Below are 17,681 nucleotides of genomic sequence, written 5' to 3' on the forward strand. Positions count from 1 at the left end.
CCGATCTCTTGACGGATGTAACGAAAACCGCGATCGCACCCCTTATATGGCGGCACATTTTCCCATGATGTTATGGTACGTCAAATCGGGTAAAAAGTCAAGGGGAAATTGACACCAATTTTGTCGGCAAGCATGACTCTGAGTCCGGCGTTGAGAGCGTTATCCACCCCCATTCAAGCGGACTCAGGGTGGCGGGATTTGTAATAAAAATTTATACATCCGTATCGACTTTGGTAGGATACTAGAATCGGGGGAAAAATTGGAGGCTTAGTTGATGAAAACTAAACGGCTGCAAATGTTCCTGATCCCGGGATTGACGTTGGCTGCTGTCGCCTGTGTTCCGACATTTGAGGTAGCGGAACTCAGACACTATCCCGTGGATAACCTAGAGGGAATTGTCGGGCGATCGCAACTTCAATTCGACCCGGATATCAGCAGTGACGGCAACGGTTCCGTCAAAATTATCGCCCCCCAACCGATAACCGTTCCCCTCTACGAAACCGGAGATTTAGATATTGAAAATACGCGCATTTTTTACCAAGCAAAACTCAAAAGCCGGGACTTGCAAGGGAAAGCCTATCTGGAAATGCTCTGCCATTTTCCAGGCAAAGGCGAGTTCTTTTCCAGGGCGTTAAATTCCCCTTTGACGGGAACCCAAGATTGGACTTCCCAGGACACCCCATTTATCCTCCGTCCCGGAGAAAACCCCGACCATATCAAACTCAATCTCGTCATCGAAGGGACGGGGACAGTTTGGATCGACGATATCCGACTGGTTGAAGGGAAGTCAACCTCTTCTATACTTGGTCAAAATTAATCATTTTTGTCCATTGTTTCGATCAATGAACTTCACTTGACACTTGACATCCGATAAAAGTTTATTCTAAAATTAGATGATTGTTGGTTATGATGATTTTTTGAAAATGAAAAAATTGACTGCAATTATCAATTTAATAGCGTCGATTACTTTGGCAATTTATCCTCAAATTGTCCGGGCAAATCCCCGTTCCGCTGTCGTGGAAAAGATTGTCGATGGCGATACCGTCGTTTTCAATGAAGGCGGAACGTCGAGGACGGCTCAACTGGCTTGTATCGACGCCCCGGACTGGGTGAATGGATCGCCCGAACCCCACGCCGAAACTTCAAAAAATCGCTTAAATTCATTGATTCCCGCCGGTTCATCAGTTCAATATTATGATTTAGGAACCATCGGTGGCGGCAGAGTATTGGCCGTAATTTTCAAGAACAATCAAAATATTAATTTGCAAATGGTAGCAGAAGGACAAGCCCGCTTACACCGGAGTTATCGACAAACCTGTAACAGCTCTGCCAATTCTTTGTCTGAAGCGGAAAGCGCCGCCCAAAGTCGTGGTTTGGGGATCTGGCAGAATTAATTGACTCAATTTCATCTACAATCAGACAGAATACCCAAATCATCGACTCGTCCATCAGTCAAAACCCTTCTCTGTGAAATCACAAATCAAAAGCGGGAAATCCCCTGCCCAAACCCGAAAACTACACCGGCCCCAGAACTTATTTTGAATTCCTGCAAACGGTGCAGAAGCAAGGGGAACACGGCCGCCGTTTCGGATATAAAACCATCAACACCGACGTTCTCGGCTGGTTGATTAGTCGGGTGACGGGAAAACCGCTCACCGAGGTTTTATCGGAAAAAATTTGGAGCAAAATGAATGCGGAAATGGATGGGTTTTTTACGGTGGATTCCATCGGAACGCCCTTTGCCGGCGGCGGGTTAAATGCGGGGTTGCACGACATGGCCCGCTTCGCACAAATGCTCCTCGATCGCGGCAGAGTTGGCGATCGCCGGATCGTCCCCGAATCGGTCATCCGCAACATCCGCCAGGGGGGCGATCGCCGCGCTTTTGCAGATGCCGGATACTCCTTACTTGAGGGTTGGAGTTATCGAAGTATGTGGTGGATCACCCACAACGAAAACGGGGCTTTTATGGGCAGGGGCGTCCACGGTCAATCTCTCTATATCGACCCCACAGCCGACATGGTAATCGCCCGTTTTGCCTCCCATCCAACTGCCGGCAATGCGGCGAACGACCCGACGACACTCCCCGCTTATCAGGCCGTCGCCGATTACTTGATGGAGCGCGATCGCGGCGCTTAATTCAATCTACGGCAGTCGCCACAACGCCGGGAGTTGGACATGGGGAAAACCCAGCGATTCCCTACCGAATCGGAGAGCGATCGCGGATATAATCGACCACCACATCCGACATTAAAAATCCGGTATCCACCCGATTTTTTGCCGTTTTAAATACTTCGTAACCGTCGCCACCATCCATCAAAAAACTATTGCTAATCACCCGGTAAGTTGCATTCAGGTCGAGAGGTTTTGTCGTCCCGTCCGGGCGAATAATGTCAACCGATTTAACCCGAGAACCGGCGGGGGATTCCGGGTTCCAGGCGAACCGAATTCCCGCCACTTGGGGGAAGCCACCCTCTCCCTCCTCGACCCCGCTGACGCCGTGTTCCAAAGCTTGTTTGATCTGTTCTCCGGTCAAGTCCATGCGGGCAATCGTATTGCCGAAGGGAAGCACTTCGATCACCTGGCCGACGGTGACATCTCCCGCCGGAATACTCGACCGAATTCCCCCGCCATTCACGATCGCAATTTCCCCGCCGTCGGGCCGCATTTTCTGGAGAATTGCGTCGGCAATCAAGTTGCCCAAATTGGTGTCTCGGCTGCGGACATTGGCGCGGTCGCCGTCGAGCAATTTCTCAGTTTTTCCGATGACCAAATTTCGCAGTTCTTCCAACGGTTCTTTAAACGCCTGCAACTGGGTTTCAAATGCCTCGTCGGCGGGGATCGTCCCTTCCACAGGATGGGGGGAACCGGACCAGGCGATCGCCCGCCCCCGGCCGTCGAAGCGAACTTGCAAATCCCCCAAATATTTGCCCCATTCCCAATCCGTCACCACCAAAACCGGGTCGCCCTCGGGGGAGATTTCGACCACCGGATAAGGTTCGTCGGCACCGGGCATATTCCCCAAAGGCGTGTGGGAATGACCGCCGATAATCACGTCAATTCCACCCACATTCTGCGCCAATTCCAAATCTTCAAAAAAACCCAAATGGGTGAGGGCGATAATTTTATTAACGCCCTGATCGCCCAGGGTTTTAACCGCCTCCTTTGCCGCCGCAATCGGGTCGGTAAATTTCACCCCCTCCCCCGGACTGGAAAGAATCGGCGTCTCTTCCGTCGTCAACCCAAAAATCCCGATTTCCTGCCCGTTGACGGTCAAAATTATCCAGGGTGCGATCGCACCCGCCAGGGGGGAATTAGCATCGATCTCCAGGTTAGCCGAAAGCAGGGGAAATTCCGCCTCTTTAATAAAATCCGCCAGGGGTTGTTGTCCCCGGTCGAATTCGTGGTTTCCCACCGCCACAGCGGCGTAATTCATCTGATTGTAAAACGGCAGATCCGCCCGGCCGAGATATTGATTAAAATACAGCGTCCCCTGGAAGATATCCCCGGCGTCGAGCAAAAGCGTCGGTTCTGGCGAGCGGGAACGCAGGGTATCCACCAAGGTTTTCCGGCGAGAAATGCCCCCCAACAGGCGATCGCCCACTTCCACCGCTTCCAGGTGGGCGTGGTGGTCGTTGGTGTGCAACAATCGCAAGCTGAAGTCCTGTTTTTGAACCAAAGTATTGTGAAAGAAAAGACCGGCAACAACTGCCCCGATAAAGAGAACGGCATACAACCGCACGGCCCACTTCATAATGCCTCCTGGCGAGTATTGGGTGATGCAAAATGGCGTTGATACGAGCAGATTTCTCCTCTTTATCATTGCCCAGATCCGGACAGTTTGAAAGGAGGTCGGGAGGCATTTCGGGCTTGACCCCCAACACCCGGGTTTCGAGGCGGTGTGGCGGGATTTCTATGCCTGTCTCGGGGACGGGCAAACGCAGGAAAAATTGCCCCCAGCGGCGCGGGAGAGGGTTCGGAACGGCGATTTCGAGTCGATGGAATCGGGATATTATGCGGTTAATTCCGGCGGCTTGGGGTCGGGCTGCGGCACCGCGGCCCCATCCAACACCACCTGGGGAACTTCGTAGTGGGTTCCGCCGAATAGGGACTCCAAATTGCTTTCCTCCGGCGTTTCTCCCATCACCTTAAATTGTTCGGGGTTGAGGATCAGATTTTCATACTCGACCCCGCCCTCCTGAGTGGAGTTCGGAAGCGTCAGGTCCACCGAGTAACTTTCTCGGGGATGTTCGTAACATTCCACGACGGTTCCCACGGTTCCCGGGGGAACAATCCGGCGTCCGAAATGGGCTTGAATTTCCGAAAGGGTTTGAATTCGGTCGTACAGTTTGGCTTTCATCTGTTTTTGTCTCCATTTTTGAACGGGTCGGAATCATGAACGGAACCGGGACTAACAAAACAACCCTTCCCCGACGGGCGGGGAAGGGCCGAGCTTAGAGTCTCGCTTTCTCAAGCCAATCAGGTTCGAGCCTGATTTTCCAACAAATCTTGGACGGGTGATGAACGACGCGAGCAATTTCTACAATCGTTTTCATCACGTTGTCAATCACCTACCTACTCGGTTTGGGACTCTTTCTCCGAAGACTGTTCGCCTTCAGGTTTGCGATTGTCGGTGCGGGTGAAGCGTTTGTGAGATGAGTTGGGGTTGAATCTCTTACGATACTGGCGTGCATTGGCCAGGTTGCGTTCAGCCTTCTCTTTTTTTAAATTACGACGCTTGGCCATCACGATTACCTCATTAAAGACAGTGTTGGGGGCGAAGAAGTCCTTCACCCCGACTCAGTTTATCGGTGCAGGAGTGGCAGAAACGGTTTTGAGACGTTTCTTATGACTCATCGGTGACTCCGCCAATTTGAATCTCGCTGTTCATGTCCCCCCTTGTTGCATCACCGACTCGATGCACTTGACGCTCCCTACCCTCCCCTGGGCGGGAATTCCGGGTTCTTCGATGGCGTGTCAATTTTCGGGATTTCGAGTCCCTCAATTGAATTGGGGTGTCCATGTTGTTACTGAGCTTGTCGAAGTATCCCGACGCTCACCTCTGGGGTAAGCGCGGGACTGGTAGCCCCCCGAACCCCCCGTTCGTTAATAATCTCTGGAATAGCTATTGCGCTTGCGACCGCCATCAGGTGACGCTTTCTTTTCCCGGGGGCGGGCTTTGTTCACCTTCATCGCGCGACCCATCCACTCGGCGCCATCGAGTTCTTCGATGGCGCTCTCTTCCTCTGTGGGGGTGTCCATCTCGACAAAGGCAAACCCCCTGAACTTCCCGGTTTCGCGGTCTTTGGGAAGGTGAACCCGGCGAACCGTACCGTACTCACTGAAAACTTCCGTGAGATCTTCTTGAGTGACCTCGTATGCGAGGTTGCCCACGTAAATCGACATTTGTGTCCTCCAAAATCATTTAGAACTGAGGGGGGTGAGACTCCGGAGGAACGTCTGTGAATACCTTACGGCAATAACCAGCTAAGATGAACACCAAACTTTACCACCGAATAAATGATTCTCAGATCATATCTTAACATTGCCGGGACGGGTCAGGTACAGGACAATCCTTAATTTTCTGCCTCCGACCGGCGGGAGTGGCCGGCGATCGCCACATCCGGGTGTCTGACCTGGAAACAGGGATGCTAAGTATCCCATCGATTATCCCCGGGGGTTATCCCCGGCTTTAAGGATACGCTCTCAAACCCTTGATTCCAACGGAGAGGGAGGGATTCGAACCCTCGTTAGAGTCACCCCTAAACGGCATTTCCAGTGCCGCGCCTTCAACCGCTCGGCCACCTCTCCAGGGGAAGTAAAAATTTTAATTTTACCCACAAGATAGATATCTTATCAGAAACGCGGATGATCTGACAAGCATTTTTCCAAAATTTTCTCAAATCAGCTCCGGGGAGGGCGATCGCCCAGAATCGGTAGCCGGCGGGGACTCGAAAGCGAAACGCCCGCCAGAAGTCGGGAGCCGGGGAAACCCAAAATCCCTTATTATAGAAAAGTTTGACGAATTCGGAACATCGATATTTATGCCGAGCCATCATACCATTCGCATCCACGATCGCCAACGGGATGAGACTTACTGCGTGCAAGTTCCGGACGATCGCTACATCCTGCAATGCGCGGAAAATCAGGGGGCGGACCTGCCGTTTTCCTGTCGCAACGGGGCCTGTACCACCTGCGCGGTGCGGGTGATCTCGGGGGAACTGTACCAGCCGGAGGCGATGGGACTGTCTCCGGAACTGCAAAAAGAAGGATATGCCCTGCTGTGCGTCAGCTATCCCCGCTCCGATTTGGAGGTGGAAACCCAGGACGAAGACGAAGTTTACGAATTGCAGTTCGGTCGGTATTTTGGTAAGGGTCGAGTGAAAACCGGACTGCCTTTAGATGAAGATTAGCGATCGCCAGTTCAGGTTCGTCGCCATCGGGATTTGGGTTCTGTTGTGGGGGATCGTCGGGGTGGGATGTTCCCCGGCCCCCGAAATGCCCCGGGGGGAGACGGTGCGGGTGGAGCGGGTGGTCAGCGGTCAGACCCTCGAAATTGTCGATCGGGGGGCGGACATCCCGGTATTGCGGCGGGTGCGACTGATCGGAATCAGCGCCCCGGATCTGAGGCAGGACCCCTGGGGCTCCCAGGCCCAACAGAAGTTGGAAGAATTGTGTCAGGGACGGCAAGTGCTTCTGGAATGGGATGAAAAGAAAGAAGATCGCTACGATCGCCTCATAGCCTACGCATGGCTCGACGGGCTACTCCTGAACGAGGAACTGGTCAAGGGAGGTTACGCCCTCGCCGACGGGGGCATTTACAATACCAAATATCGCCGGCGCCTGGAATACGCCCAGAGCTGGGCTCGAATCATGGGGCTGGGGATCTGGAATCCCCGAGAGCCGATGCGGCTGACCCCGAGGGAATTTCGCAACCAGCCGAATTAGGAAATTAATAATTAACAATTAATAATTAATAATTATGAATCGAGACGAATTGAAAAATTTTTTGGATCTCGCCACCCTGGCGGCCCGGGCGGGGGGTGAAGTTCTCAAGTCCTACTGGGGCAACTTGGAAGAGATCCAGGAAAAGGGGCGGTCGGGGGATCTGGTCACGGAGGCGGACAAAGCCTCGGAAGAGGCGATTTTGGACGTCCTGAAGCGGCACGTCCCCGGACACGGGATTTTGGCCGAAGAGTCCGGGAGTTTGGGGGAGAGTTCGAGCCGCTACCGGTGGGCAATTGACCCCCTGGACGGCACGACCAACTACGCCCACCAGTATCCCGCATTTTCCACCTCCATCGCCCTGTCGATCGACGGCGTGCCCCAAGTCGGGGCGGTGTACAGCCCCTTCCACGACGAACTCTTCCGAGCCGCCCGGGGGCTGGGGGCGACCCGCAACGCCGAACCCATCCGCGTTTCCAAAACCGATTCCCTGGACAAAAGCCTGTTGGTGACGGGGTTCGCCTACGATCGCCGGGAAACCGCCGACAACAATTATGCCGAATTTTGCCACCTGACCCACCTCACCCAGGGCGTGCGGCGCGGCGGTTCCGCCGCATTAGATCTAGCCTACGTCGCCTGCGGGCGTCTGGACGGCTACTGGGAACGGGGACTCTCCCCCTGGGACATGGCAGCGGGGGTGGTGTTAGTCCTCGAAGCCGGGGGGCGGGTGAGCGCCTATGATCGCGGCCCGTTCCAAATCGAATCCGGGCGCATTCTCGCCACCAACGGAGCCCTCCACGACCCCCTCAGCCGCGCCCTGATGGAAACGCCCCCCCTCTCCTCCTGGTGAGGCTTTGAGGTGCCTTCGGGGACTGCCAAGTGCCGGGTGAGTGTGTCAAAATGCGATCAGAAGCGATCGCCCAAAACCCAATTCGAGTCCGGAGCGCCAGGGCAAATATCTCGGAGAACTTGAAGGCAACCCTCCCGGTTGAGATCCCAGCGATCGAGATCGAATTTGTGCGTCTGTCAGCACCGCGACCGACATCTCCCTACACTCTCGATTATGCCCGCTTCTGGTGCCCGCTCAATTGTTGCGATCGGGTTCGGAATGAAAACTTCCCGCCACATTTTTTAGGCAGAAAAGGCAAACTACTATGTCGTTTGAAATCAACCAAGGATTATTCCAGTTCGGATTTACAGACAACCACGCCATTTTGGGGGTCAGACCCGACGCGGACTTCAATACGATCCGGAAGCGGTACATGAAAATCGCCCGCCGTTTGCATCCGGATACCTGCCCCTTCGACGATCCCCGACAAAAGGAACTCGGGAAACAATTGTTGGCGAAATTGGTGAGTCCGGCCTACAACCAATTTTCCAAAGAAAACGAGCGGCGGGAATACGAATTGTTGCTGAAAACCATGGGCGATCGCGTCGTCAAAGAACAGCACACGATGCGACTGCACGGCGAGGCTGCCGCCCAACTCCGCACCGCCGGAAATTTTCGACAACTCTACGATACCCTGCTCGAAGAACGGGTCGAGCAGGAGTACGAATCCCCCGAAAAGGCCTTGGAACGGATCGGGGAAATTAGCGAGTTGAATTTGGTGTATTTGTTGCGATCGCGACAGGGAAGCGCCCCACCTCCTCCGCCACCCCCCGCAAAAAAGCCGGAACCAGCCCAACGGCCGACACCCCAGCCGAAAGTGTCGTTTGTCGATAAAGCCTGCGATCGCGCGGCGGCTCTTGCGGAAACCCAAAACTACGCCAGTGCCATTTTAGAACTCAAGGACGCGGTGAAGCGGGAACCCAACCACCCCCGCTGCCACGGACTGCTCGGGTCCATGTATCTCAAACAAAAACAGCCCAAGTTGGCGACCCCCCACATCAAAAAAGCCCTGCAACTCGACCCCGCCCAACCCGAAGCCCTCGAAGCCAAAAAGGAACTCGACAAGATGGGCGGCACCTCCACCGGGAAGGGCAAAACGGCCAGGAACTCGAAAGGCGGCAAGAAATCCGACAAGGGCGGCGGCGGGCTGTTCGGGGGGCTCTTCGGCGGTGGCAAAAAAAAGTAAACTGAAGGACGGAGGGCGGACGGGTGAGGCGGGAAACCCGGTTTCTTGGTATCCTGCGATCCGTCCCCTTGTTTGCACATAGATACTGACATGATTCATCAACCCCCACCGGGTGCGCGAGATCTGCTCCCTCTCGATGTCGCCCAAAAAATTTGGATCGAACGGCGACTTCAGCAGGTGTTCCATCGCTGGGGCTATCACCGCATCATCACTTCCACCCTGGAGCGGCTCGATACCCTGATGGCCGGGGGGGCGGTGCGGCGATCGACGGTGATCCAGTTGCAGGACGCGGAAAACGAAGGTCTGGGACTGCGCCCGGAACTGACGGCCTCGATCGCCCGGGCGGCCGTATCCCGCATGGGCGAGGCGGACGGGTGGCCGAAGCGGCTGTACTACAACGCCAATATTTTCCGCAAGGGCTCACAGACGGGCCACGGCACCCAGTTGGAATTTTACCAGGCCGGGGTGGAACTCCTCGGCGCCGACGGGGTGCGGGCGGACTCGGAAATCGTGCTGCTACTGGCGGACTGTCTGCGATCGCTCGACTTGCAAAACCCCCACCTGATTTTGGGGGAGGCGGGGCTGACGCGATCGCTGCTCTCCCCCTTCCCGGAACCGATACGCGATCGGGTGCGGCAGGCGATCGCCCACCTGGACCGGATCGGGTTGGAAACCCTCCCCCTGTCCCCGGAATTGCGGGAGCGAGCCTTATTTTTATTCGACCTGCGGGGCCGTCCCGAGGATGTCCTTGCCCGGGTGTCCCAATTGAATCTGGACCCCCCCCAGCGGGAAGCCCTCAACGAGCTCAAATCCCTCGTCGATCGCCTCAACGAATACCGGCGGTTGCTCGGCGATCGGCTCCCCCCCCTGTCCCTGACCCTGGATCTGAGCCTGATCCAAACCTTCGACTACTACACCGGCATCGTATTCATCGCCGTCAGCGACAGCCAGTCCGGCGGGCGCATACTCGGCCAGGGGGGCCGCTACGACCAACTCCTGGGACTCTACCACCCCCAGGGGGAGACGAAACCCAGCATCGGCTTTTCCCTCAATATCGAAGAACTGCACCAGGTGCTCTTGGGGATGGAACAACTGCCCGCCGACATCCCGGCCAGCGATTGTCTGGTGGTGCCCAAAACCCCCCAAGCCGAAGCCGCCGCCTTCGCCTACGCCGAACACCTGCGCGATTCCGACCCCGAGGCGCGGGTGGAGATGGAATTGGGCGGCGAGGAGGATTCAGAAAAGGTGCGGAACGCCGCCCGAATGCGGGGAATTTCTCAGATCGCCTGGGTGGATGTGGACGGGACCTCCGAGGTGGAACCATTGATCATTGATAATTGATAATTGATAATTGTTAATTATTAATTGCTAATTGCTCTGGCCGAATCGCGACTCTCGGCAATTGGCGATCGCGCCGGAATTGAAAAAAAATCCTCCCCCGGTCGCTTTGAGAAGATATCGGGGGAGGAAAAAGAGAGCAGTTCGGGAAAAGGATTGGAATATTAGACTTTGGACTTGTTGCGACGGGAGCGGCTGGCTAAGGCCAGACCCACCACCGCCAAACCGGAAAGGGTCGCCGGTTCGGGAACGCTGGCGGCGGGTGTCGTCGGCGTCAGGGCATTCAGACGGCCGTACAAGGAGGCTTGAGAGGTGCCACCTTCTTGGGAGATAAAGAATGATGTTAATTTGAACTCTAAAAATACAATATCCGGAGGTCGATTGATTTTCCTAGCGTGAAATTACGGAACTTTTGCGATCGCCGCCGTCACAAATATCACAAGATAGTTGAGTGAAAATACTGACATCCGGTGTCGGAGTGTGGGAAAAACCCGCGATCGCGCCCACTGTCGCCCCGTTGGGGGTAAGCTGTTGGAGAGCGTTTGTGGATTGACGATGACAACGATTAACGAGAATTACCTGAAACTCAAGGCGGGCTACCTGTTTCCGGAAATTGCCCGTCGGGTGAATGCCTTTGCCCAGGCGAACCCGGAGGCCCAGATCATCAAACTGGGCATCGGCGACGTCACCGAACCGCTGCCCGACGCCTGCCGCGCGGCGATGGTTTTAGCCGTCGAGGAAATGGGCGATCGCTCCACCTTCAAAGGTTACGGCCCGGAACAGGGTTACGCCTGGTTGCGGGAGAAAATCGCCCAACACGACTTTAAAGCCCGGGGTTGCGAGGTGGACGCGGAGGAAATCTTCATCTCCGACGGGTCCAAGTGCGACACGGGGAACATTCTCGACATTTTTGGCAAGGATAACAAAATTGCCGTCACCGACCCGGTTTATCCCGTCTACGTCGATACCAACGTCATGGCCGGACACACCGGACCAGCCAACGACAAGGGCGAATACGAAGGGTTGGTGTACCTGCCCGTCACCGCCGAAAATAATTTTACGGCCGAACTTCCGGGCGATCGCGTCGATCTGATTTACCTGTGTTTTCCGAATAACCCCACCGGGGCGACGGCGACGAAAGAATACTTGAAAAATTGGGTCGATTACGCCCGCGCAAACGGTTCGATTATCCTGTTTGATGCGGCCTACGAAGCGTTTATTACCGACCCCTCTTTACCCCATTCGATCTACGAAATTGAGGGGGCGCGGAACTGCGCGATCGAGTTCCGGTCGTTCTCGAAAAATGCCGGTTTTACGGGCACCCGCTGCGCCCTGACGGTGGTTCCCAAAACCCTGACGGCGAAAGCCTCCGACGGCTCGGATGTGGAGCTGTGGAAGCTGTGGAACCGTCGCCAATCAACCAAATTTAACGGGGTTTCTTATATCGTCCAGCGGGGCGCGGAGGCGGTCTACTCCGAGGCGGGACAAACCCAGGTGAAAGAGTTGGTGAGTTTCTATTTGGAAAACGCCAAAATTATCCGCGAGAAATTGACCGCCGCCGGACTGACGGTTTACGGCGGTGTCAACGCCCCTTATGTCTGGGTGAAGACCCCCAGCGGCCTGTCGAGTTGGGACTTTTTCGACAAGTTGTTGCAGACGTGTCATGTGGTGGGAACGCCCGGTTCCGGTTTTGGCGCGGCGGGGGAAGGATATTTCCGAATTTCCGCGTTTAACAGCCGGGAAAATGTGGACGAGGCGATGAAACGGATTACCGAGAAATTTAAGGTCTAAGATCCGGAGCCGGTTTTTGTAGGGAATCGGGAATGGGGAATAGGGAATGGGGAATGGGGAGTTTTAAAATTTCCTACACCCTACACCCTACACCCTACACCCTAATCATCAATTACAGACTGATTTCTGCCTTGTTTTTTTGCTTCATATAAGGCGCGATCGGCTCTCGAAAGCAACTGTATGGGCGATCGCCGTTGGGAGGGAATTTCGGTAGCAATTCCCAGGCTGATGCTGACGCGAGTGAAGTCGGCTGGAATGGAACCGGGGGGGATGTTCAGATTAAAAATTGCCCGCTGCATTTGTCGGGCGATCTGAATGCCCCCCGACTCCGACGTATTGGGCAAAAGGACGACAAATTCTTCGCCACCGTAGCGTGCGATCAGGTCGGCGGGGCGTTTGAGACACCCTTTTAATGCCCGGGCGACTCTTTGCAGACATCGATCTCCAGCGACGTGCCCGTAGGTGTCATTATAACATTTAAAATAATCGATATCGCACATGATAATTGTGAGGGGTTGTCCCTCCCGCTGGAGTCGGAGCCATTCCTGTTGGAGATAGCGATCGAAGTGGCGGCGGTTGGCGATTTCGGTGAGGGCATCGGTGTTGTAAAGTCGTTCGAGTTCCCGGTGAGCCATTTGGATGCGGCGGTACAATTCGGCTTGTTGAATGGCGATCGCCAGTTGTTCCGTTAGTTGCTTGAACATCTGGATTTCTTCGGATATCCAGTGCTGGGTTTTGGGGGAGTGGTGGGCGATCAGAAGCCCCCAAAGTAGTTCGGTGTCGATCCAGATGGGGAAGATCAAATGGGTTGGGGTTTGAAATTGTTGCCAATCGATATTGAAAGAACCGTTGATCGACCGATTCCGACACGAATCGGCGATCCGGCGAATGTCGGATTCGATGGCGGGGGCGATCGCCATTTCTGGGGCATCCGCATCCGAAATTTCTCCGGATATGGGTGAAGAAACGGCAATGACGTTGCCATTCCAGTCCCCGTTGAATCGATAGATCGCAATCCGATCCGTGGAAAGAACTTTGCACACTTCGGCGACGGCCGTATCGAGAATTTCCTGCAGGTCGAGCGATCGCCGAATGCGATTGGTAATGGTAGACAAAAGATGTTCCCGTTCCGACTGTTGCCGGAGCGCCAGTTCCGCTTGTTTAAGAGAGCTCAAATCTCGGACGTTGACGATCACGCCTTCCACCGTTCCGTCCGGTTGCAACATGGGAGAATAGGTGACACCGAGAAACTGATGTTGTTGTCGGTAAAAGGTGAACCAACTGTCATAGCGGACCACTTCCCCGGTTAAACAGCGGTCGAACCGAGGCTTGATTTTCGTTTTAAATGTCTCCGCGCCCAAAACCTCCGAGATGGAATGTCCCAACACTGCCCCCATCGATTTGCCGGTCAAATTCAGATACTTTTGATTGACAATTTGATAGATATAGTTGCGGTCGATGAGGGCGATTCCTTCCGCCGTGGTGGAGACGATACTCTGAAATTGTCGCAGACTGTCTTCGTACTCTTTGCGATCGCTGATGTCGATGATAATCCCGTCCCAGGCATTGCCCGCCGGCGTAGACTGGGGTTGGGCGTGGCTTTCGATCCACTTCAATTGACCTGATGGCGTGACGATGCGTCCTTCCCAGTGCCAGGGCGAAAAGTTTTTGATCGCCTCGGCATTTGCGGAATGGTAGGCGGGCAAATCTTCCGGGTGAATTAAATTGATAATGGAACGGGCATCTTCGATGACGGTTTCCGGTTCCAATTCAAAAAGATCTCGGACGCGGGTACTGACGAAGGTGAAATGGGGAGGTTGGTCAGCGGTGGAGGGGAAGAAGCGGTAGACCATACCGGGCATATTGGCGACCAAAGCCTGAAATTTTGCTTGACTATTTTGGAGGGCAATTTCGGCCCGTTTGCGTTCGGTCACGTCGCGGGAAATACACAGGATCGACGCGATCGCACCATCCTCCGTCATTTCCGGAGCGAGGGCCATTTCAAAAGACCGCCAACCCTCGGGGGTTTCCGTTTCCAATTCGACGATCTGCCTTCGTCCGGTGTCGAGCAATCGCAAAGCCGCCGCCTCCCAAGCGTCAACCATCGCCTCCGAGAGTCCAAATTCTCGACAACTTTTCCCCAAAAAAACGTCCGCAGAAATGCCGGTGAGCCGAGTTAAAGCGGGGCTAACATACAAGTGTTTCAATTCGGTATCGAAGCGCTCGATAATATCGGGGGAATTTTCCACGAGGGTTTGGTACTGTTGCCGAGAATTTCGCAAGGCAGTTTCGGTCAGTTTTAGGGCGGTGATGTCGGCGACGATGCCGATAAAACCGATATTGATATTGTCGTCATTTTTCAAAGCCGTCGCCTGTCCGGCGACCCAAACGATCGCCCCGTCCGGGTGGCGAAACCGATATTCCATCGAAAATTCCCGGTTGTCCCGAACCGCCGCATTCCACTCGGCAAAAGTGGTCGAATAATCGTCGGGGTGGAGGGTACTTTTCCACCCCTCTCCGGAAGCCTGCTCGGATGTCAGTCCCGTCAGTTCGCACCAGCGATCGTTGACGTAGGTGCAAGCCCCCGTTTCATCCGTCAAAAAAATGCCGACGGGCGCACATTTCGAGAGTTGCCGAAATAATTGTTCCCGCTCCCGCAATGCGGCTTCCACTTTTTTTCGTTGCCCAATTTCCCGTTCTAATTTGCGGTTTATTTTTCGAGTTTGTCGGGCGTAACGCCGCGATCGCAACCCCAGATAAACGGAGAGCGCCAGCATCCAAGCCATCACGGTTCCCCCCCACAAAACGACCTGCGGCAGGGGCGATCGCGCCCCTTCAATCCAAGCCGGGGTGGGATAAATTCGCACCAGCCAATCGGCGTTGTAAGCCCGGACGGTCGCCGTTTTTTGAAACGGAGAGGAAGGGGAAATCCCCTGAGTATAGACCAGTTCGCCCCGGTCGTAGATGCGAACTTTGTACCGGGGTGAAATTTGGAGGAGGCCGTCAAATAGGGCTTGAAATTCAAACACGCCGATGATGAATCCGTCGAAGCGATCGCCCTCTGATTCGAGATTTTCAGCGTTTACAAATAGGGGGGCGATCGCCAAAAATCCTTGCCCGCCCTGGACAAGGGAAACCTTGCGGGTGAGGATGATTTCTCGCAGGTTGCGAGCCACTTTCAGGCTAATTCGACGGCGGCGTTCCTGATTCAAATTGAAATTTTGTGCCGCTTCATTGCCTTCGAGGGGAACGATCCAGCGGACTTGAAAAGACGGATCGACCCATTCGATCGCCCGGTAGCCGTAGGCATCCCGGATAATATTCGACGCATCCGCCTCCCAGAGGGGGCGAGGCGTTCCCCCCTCACTCTGCCAGCGTTTCGCCATCTGAGTCAGATTCAAAATTCGGCCGGATAATTCTCGATTCAGAATGGCTTGAATTGCGTTAGCTTCCTGTTGGACGAGTTGCTCGATGTGCAGGTGTTCTCGGATGGAGAGTTGCCGCCACAGCAACAGGACGGCGACCGTGGCGACCGCGCCGATTAAAAACGGTATCCAGAAGTCTCGGGGGTGAATTTTGATGGATTCAAGCCACTGATGCCAATACCGTCGTTTCACCGGAGTTGCCCCCTTCCGCCTTCAAGATCTCGATCTCGCGCCGGATATTGATACATTCACCGCCACCGTGGCGATCGCTCAATTCTCTCTCAATTTGTATGATACACCGATTTTTTTGGACTGCCTAATTCTCCCGATTCTTCGACTCATTCCCGTGAAAAGTTTTCGGTCTGGGGGAGGAGGGCTGCCAACAGGAGCGTCAGGTCGTCGTCGGTGCGTTCGGCGACCCGGGGCGATCGCAAAAATGCCGTCAATTGTTCCTCGGCTTCGGCGCGGTCGGCGATCGTTTCCACGAATTGAAATAGGGGAGAAAAGAAGGGGGCGTGGGGGGTCCCCTGCGGCATCTTCAACGCCAACATCTGCAACCCGTCGGAAAACATTGCCAGATACTTCGGCGTGCCGGACCAGATGTTGACCTGGGCCGTTTCGAGGGCATCGGGGGAAATTAAAAAAGTCGTCTCGTTCAGATATTCGCCGCTGGCCGGAGTCGTCAGGGCGATCAGATTTCCCTGTCCATCTTCGACAACTGCAGCCCCGTCTCCGACCTGGGCGACGGCGATCGCCGAGGGGGTCGCGACCCCCAAAATTAACGTCGTCGCCAGTTCCCGAACCGGCACGTCGCGATCGCCTGCTTCGGCTTTGATCGCTTCTTTCGTCCGCCCGACAACCTTCAACAGTTCGGCGTTCCAGTCCGGTTCGCCCTCGGAGGCGGAGAGACAGTCCGCCATCAATTCCACCGCCGTTTTGACCGCCAGTTGCGCCCCCACGTCGGCCAGAGACGCCGAGCCGGCGCCGTCCGCGATCGCGACGATCAGGCGGTCGGACGTCGCCCGACAGATGTGGGCGTCCTGGCAGGGGAGCGCCTGTTTTTCGTGACTTTTTCCGGCGACGGACGCGGAAACAAGTTGCCAGCGGGGGGAATCTTGAGTCATGACGAATTCTCGAAGGGGCGAACTGGGGCGATCTAGACCGTTCCCCACCCCGGCGGCGGGAGGGCCACTTGTTCGTCAACTTTGGAGTGGGAGACGGTTTGCATACTCGCCGACAGCCAGATGAACATTTCCCGGAAGTCCAAACCCTTGAGTTTCAGGGGAGTCCGCTGCACGATCTCCGCCAGACGCTCCATATTCGCCCCCTCCACCCCCACGGCGAAGAAGGCGACCTGTTTGTTGGCTTCCTCGTCCCGGATGCGGTTGGCGGCTTGTTCCGTGACGCGATCGCTCTCTCCCTGGGGTTCGCCGTCGGTGATCATGAACACCCAGGGCCGGTAGTAGGTGATGCCGTTGCTGCGATATTCGGCCTTTCTGGAGGCGATCAGGTCCAGGGCTTCGGCGATCGCGGTCCCCATGAAGGTCTGGCCCTGGGCGGTCAAAATGGGGGGCTCGAAGCGATCGGCGGTGACGAAATCCTGGGCGATCTGCACCCGGTTGTCAAAGGAGATCACCGCGATCTCCACCCGCTTTTTGGCGAGTTCGTCCCGGCTCAGGTCGTTTCTGAACGCCATCAACCCCTCGTTGAGGGCGTCGATGGGTTCCCCCTGCATGGATGCGGACGTGTCCAGCAGCAGGACGCAGGGACACCGGGGCTCCGGATTTTCGGCAAATTCAACCGCTTCCTCAAGTCTCATAAGTTCGGGATCTGACCTTGCATCTAACTAGGATACCGGAGTCTCGGGGATTTTTTCGCTCAACGCCGTTCCCGTTCGATGGGTAGAGTCTCGATCCAGGTGATTTGTTCCTCGGACAGGGGGGGGCGCGATCGCCCCCTCGTAATTGATGCGGAAGCGGTAGCCGCCGCGATCGGACTCGCCCCCAAACCCCCAATTCTGGGGGCTTTGATGCCTCATTTCCCAATGAACGATCGCGATCGGACTCGCCCCCAAACCCCCAATTCTGGGGGCTTTTATTCCTCATTTCC

Annotated in this window: 18 protein-coding genes and 1 tRNA gene; 10 read left to right on the top strand and 9 right to left on the bottom strand. The window is 55.3% G+C overall.

The genetic code is table 11. The annotated features are described in order from the left end of the window. Window positions 1-274: 274 nt before the first annotated feature. The 3 genes from LKE08_RS13325 to LKE08_RS13335 all read left to right on the top strand — a co-directional run bounded on the left by LKE08_RS13325 (window position 275) and on the right by LKE08_RS13335 (window position 2,137). Complete coding sequence (locus LKE08_RS13325) at window positions 275-817, top strand: hypothetical protein (RefSeq protein ID WP_324704720.1); 543 nt, start codon at window positions 275-277, stop codon at window positions 815-817. A gap of 106 nt (window positions 818-923) precedes the next feature. Next, entirely contained in the window at window positions 924-1,394 is a 471-nt protein-coding gene (locus LKE08_RS13330) for a thermonuclease family protein (protein WP_324704721.1), read from the top strand. Window positions 1,395-1,498: 104 nt separating this feature from the next. Next, window positions 1,499-2,137 carry a serine hydrolase gene (locus tag LKE08_RS13335; protein WP_324704736.1) on the top strand — a complete coding sequence of 213 codons (639 nt, stop codon included), beginning with the start codon at window positions 1,499-1,501 and terminating at the stop codon, window positions 2,135-2,137. Between the two features lie 61 nt (window positions 2,138-2,198). On the opposite strand, the gene LKE08_RS13340 is transcribed toward LKE08_RS13335, so the two are convergent. The 5 genes from LKE08_RS13340 to LKE08_RS13360 form a co-directional block, all read right to left on the bottom strand. Then, window positions 2,199-3,752, bottom strand: a complete 1,554-nt coding sequence (locus tag LKE08_RS13340) for a 5'-nucleotidase C-terminal domain-containing protein (RefSeq protein ID WP_324704722.1) — start codon at window positions 3,750-3,752, stop codon at window positions 2,199-2,201. 258 nt (window positions 3,753-4,010) lie between these two features. Then, entirely contained in the window at window positions 4,011-4,358 is a 348-nt protein-coding gene (locus LKE08_RS13345) for a DUF4926 domain-containing protein (protein WP_324704723.1), read from the bottom strand. Between the two features lie 215 nt (window positions 4,359-4,573). After that, entirely contained in the window at window positions 4,574-4,744 is a 171-nt protein-coding gene (locus LKE08_RS13350) for a hypothetical protein (RefSeq protein ID WP_324704724.1), read from the bottom strand. 360 nt (window positions 4,745-5,104) lie between these two features. Continuing rightward, window positions 5,105-5,404, bottom strand: coding sequence for an RNA-binding protein (locus tag LKE08_RS13355; RefSeq protein ID WP_324704725.1), 300 nt, complete (start codon window positions 5,402-5,404; stop codon window positions 5,105-5,107). Window positions 5,405-5,722: 318 nt separating this feature from the next. Then, window positions 5,723-5,809 (bottom strand) — tRNA-Ser (locus LKE08_RS13360). Window positions 5,810-6,042: 233 nt separating this feature from the next. On the opposite strand from LKE08_RS13360, the gene LKE08_RS13365 reads away from it, so the two are divergent. From LKE08_RS13365 to LKE08_RS13385, 5 genes are all read left to right on the top strand, one after another. Then, window positions 6,043-6,411, top strand: a complete 369-nt coding sequence (locus LKE08_RS13365) for a 2Fe-2S iron-sulfur cluster-binding protein (protein WP_324704726.1) — start codon at window positions 6,043-6,045, stop codon at window positions 6,409-6,411. Then, on the top strand, window positions 6,401-6,946 hold the full coding sequence (locus LKE08_RS13370; RefSeq protein WP_324704727.1) for a thermonuclease family protein: 546 nt from the start codon (window positions 6,401-6,403) through the stop codon (window positions 6,944-6,946). The genes LKE08_RS13365 and LKE08_RS13370 overlap by 11 nt, the downstream gene beginning before the upstream one ends. A 34-nt stretch (window positions 6,947-6,980) precedes the next feature. After that, the gene (locus tag LKE08_RS13375) at window positions 6,981-7,793 is read left to right on the top strand and encodes an inositol monophosphatase family protein (RefSeq protein WP_324704728.1); all 813 of its coding nucleotides are present in this window, start codon (window positions 6,981-6,983) and stop codon (window positions 7,791-7,793) included. 304 nt (window positions 7,794-8,097) lie between these two features. Beyond that, entirely contained in the window at window positions 8,098-9,018 is a 921-nt protein-coding gene (locus LKE08_RS13380; protein WP_324704729.1) for a DnaJ domain-containing protein, read from the top strand. A gap of 90 nt (window positions 9,019-9,108) precedes the next feature. Continuing rightward, on the top strand, window positions 9,109-10,359 hold the full coding sequence (locus tag LKE08_RS13385) for an ATP phosphoribosyltransferase regulatory subunit (protein WP_324704730.1): 1,251 nt from the start codon (window positions 9,109-9,111) through the stop codon (window positions 10,357-10,359). A 161-nt stretch (window positions 10,360-10,520) separates the two neighbouring features. On the opposite strand, the gene LKE08_RS13390 is transcribed toward LKE08_RS13385, so the two are convergent. Next, window positions 10,521-10,655, bottom strand: a complete 135-nt coding sequence (locus LKE08_RS13390; RefSeq protein WP_324704731.1) for a PEP-CTERM sorting domain-containing protein — start codon at window positions 10,653-10,655, stop codon at window positions 10,521-10,523. Between the two features lie 256 nt (window positions 10,656-10,911). On the opposite strand from LKE08_RS13390, the gene LKE08_RS13395 reads away from it, so the two are divergent. After that, window positions 10,912-12,147, top strand: coding sequence for an LL-diaminopimelate aminotransferase (locus tag LKE08_RS13395; RefSeq protein WP_324704737.1), 1,236 nt, complete (start codon window positions 10,912-10,914; stop codon window positions 12,145-12,147). A gap of 101 nt (window positions 12,148-12,248) precedes the next feature. Here LKE08_RS13395 and LKE08_RS13400 read toward each other — a convergent pair whose 3' ends face one another. The 3 genes from LKE08_RS13400 to LKE08_RS13410 all read right to left on the bottom strand — a co-directional run bounded on the left by LKE08_RS13400 (window position 12,249) and on the right by LKE08_RS13410 (window position 17,391). Continuing rightward, the gene (locus LKE08_RS13400) at window positions 12,249-15,764 is read right to left on the bottom strand and encodes a PAS domain S-box protein (protein WP_324704732.1); all 3,516 of its coding nucleotides are present in this window, start codon (window positions 15,762-15,764) and stop codon (window positions 12,249-12,251) included. A 146-nt stretch (window positions 15,765-15,910) separates the two neighbouring features. Continuing rightward, window positions 15,911-16,696, bottom strand: coding sequence for a PP2C family serine/threonine-protein phosphatase (locus tag LKE08_RS13405; RefSeq protein ID WP_324704733.1), 786 nt, complete (start codon window positions 16,694-16,696; stop codon window positions 15,911-15,913). A gap of 32 nt (window positions 16,697-16,728) precedes the next feature. After that, complete coding sequence (locus LKE08_RS13410) at window positions 16,729-17,391, bottom strand: VWA domain-containing protein (protein WP_324704734.1); 663 nt, start codon at window positions 17,389-17,391, stop codon at window positions 16,729-16,731. Window positions 17,392-17,469: 78 nt separating this feature from the next. Between LKE08_RS13410 and LKE08_RS13415 the strand changes: the two genes are divergently transcribed. Continuing rightward, on the top strand, window positions 17,470-17,681 hold a 212-nt coding region (locus LKE08_RS13415), incomplete at its 3' end, for a hypothetical protein (RefSeq protein ID WP_324704735.1).

This window comes from Lyngbya sp. CCY1209, assembly GCF_035615495.1.
GTDB lineage: Bacteria > Cyanobacteriota > Cyanobacteriia > Cyanobacteriales > Microcoleaceae > Limnospira.